2 protein-coding genes are annotated in these 2,388 nt (G+C 32.2%); both read right to left on the bottom strand.

Going from position 1 to position 2,388, the window contains the following annotated elements; translation table 11 throughout:
* Window positions 1-10 precede the first annotated feature (10 nt).
* Window positions 11-1,519: an aminoacyl-histidine dipeptidase gene (locus tag JJE11_RS17470; protein ID WP_366927965.1), complete on the bottom strand. Its 1,509-nt coding sequence runs from the start codon at window positions 1,517-1,519 to the stop codon at window positions 11-13.
* Window positions 1,520-1,538: 19 nt separating this feature from the next.
* The gene (locus JJE11_RS17465) at window positions 1,539-2,087 is read right to left on the bottom strand and encodes a manganese efflux pump (protein WP_291637935.1); all 549 of its coding nucleotides are present in this window, start codon (window positions 2,085-2,087) and stop codon (window positions 1,539-1,541) included.
* Window positions 2,088-2,388 lie beyond the last annotated feature (301 nt).

The following is a 2,388-nucleotide window of genomic DNA, read 5'->3' as shown; positions in this document are numbered from 1 at the left end:
GCGGCTTTAATTATTTCATTGCCTTTAATGCTGCTAATAAGTAACTCCACATTCTATCTGTTGATGAGATACTTAAGTGTTCTTTAGGTGTGTGTACATCATAAATATTAGGGCCAAAGGATATTTGATCAATCTTGCCGTCAAATTTAGCACTAAATAATCCACACTCAAGACCTGCATGTATAGCTGCTATTTCAGGCATCTTACCGTATAGGTCTTTATATACTTTTTCAAATACAGTCCTTATCTCAGAATTTGGATTATATTGCCACTCTGGGTAATCAGATTCAAATTCAATAGTAGCTCCTACCATTTCTGCAAGTACTATAGTTTCATCACATATTGCCTTTTTTAAAGTCCTTACAGAACTTCTTATTGCAGAGTCAAATACTACATTTTCATCAGTAGTAGTAAGTACTCCTATATTTGTTGAACTTTGCACGAGGCCCTCGATTGCCATACTCATATTTTTAACTCCATTTGGAATTAGAAAAAGTGTTTGAAGTGCTTTTGTTGCAGTGTCATCAGAAAAAGTTCTACTTACTTTATCCCCTAGAATTTCAATTGCTAAATTAACATCTGGATCAATATTATTTAGCTCATTTTTAAGTGTTGTATTCCAATGTGATATTTTCTGCGTAACAATTGCTTTATCATTTTCTCTAAACAATATAATAGCATCAGCTTCACGAGGAATTGCGTTATTTTTAGCTCCTCCACTTATAGAATTTATTTTAAAGTCTATAACTGATCTTAAATCCATTAAGAAACGTCCCATTGTCTTATTAGCGTTTGCCCTTTCCTTGTTAATTTCCATTCCAGAGTGACCGCCATTTAAGCCTGTTAGTCTTATTACGCAATTTAAAAAGCTTTTATCTGCCTCTACCCAATCTATTTTCAGCTTTATTTTTTCACGTACTCCACCGGCGCAACTTACTAATAGTTTTCCTTCTTCTTCTGAATCTATATTTATTAATATTCTTCCATCTAAATTTTTAGGATCTAATGCTTGTGCTCCACCCATACCAGTTTCTTCCCCAGTAGTTACTAGAAGTTCCATTGGTGGGTGAGGAATATCCTCTGATGCAAGCACTGCAAGGCCAAATGCTACTGCAATACCATTGTCAGCACCTAACGTAGTTCCATTAGCCCTTACCGCGTCACCTTCTACAATAAACTCAATAGGATCTTTTTCAAAATCATGTACAGTTGCTGTGTTTTTTTCACAAACCATATCCATATGACCTTGAAGTATTATAGCTTTTGCATTCTCATATCCTTTTGTACCAGGCTTTTTGATTATAACGTTTAATGCATTATCTTGGATAACCTTCAAATTATGTTCTTTAGCAAAGCTCACTAACCAATCACTTATTGCTTTCTCATTTCCAGAACCTCTTGGAATCTCGTTCATCTCTTTAAAATATTTAAATGCCTCAAATGAATTTAAATCCTTTAATTTTTCTAACATGTTTATCATCCTTCCTTTTAAATCATCCTTTTCTAAGGTACTTCTCATCCTTGAAGCTAAGATGTGTTTAAAAAAGCATCATCTTTAGCCCGAAAATCATTAAAATTATTCCCCCAATATAGTCTGCATATCTCCCTATAACTTCTATTCTTTTTAAATATTTAGAAATTATAAAAGCAATTGTTACCATTACTAAGGTTATTCCGCCAATAAATAATGTATTTTTTAATAATATAACATTTGTTATATCATCTAATACCGTAAAACCTACCACCATTGCATCTATACTTACTGATGCACCTAAAATAAAATACATCTTAGGTTTAAGTAGTGGACACTTCCCTTTATTCTCAATACCTTCCTTAATCATAACCACTCCAACCAGAGATATAATCATACCACCGATTATTGTTGGCATTGAGGCTACATATGTATTGAAAAGGAATCCACCATAAGCTCCTATATATGAAAATAAAAATTGGAAAAACCCAAATGAAAATATAAAACCTACCTTATTTCTAATTCTAGCCTGATTGTTTAAGCCTATACATATAGCTACTCCAAAAGCATCTAAAGATAGTGCTAAAGCAATTGTAAATAATGGGTATAAATCCATGAATCTTCCTCCCACAATAATACTCTACAATATACTTAGTCTAAACACTTTGTTATTATTCCATTTTTTTATTCATCGTTCATCGTGTATAGCTTTCACATACCATTATCGATTATTCAGACTTTCTTGTCAACTATGGTTTAACATCTATAAAGGCGACATTCAAATAAATAACAACTCAGTATACGAGTCTATTTTGTATCTTTAACTTGTTATTTATTTTTATGCCCCTAATTAAATTTTTCCAATTAATTATTAGTTGTGTATAATGCCTTTTATAGTCTATAATATAAAGGTACTC

Source organism: Clostridium sp. (assembly GCF_016650095.1).
GTDB lineage: Bacteria > Bacillota > Clostridia > Clostridiales > Clostridiaceae > Clostridium_AD.
Note: the sequence above shows the minus strand (reverse complement) of the source record. Positions and strands in the feature narration are given on the sequence as shown.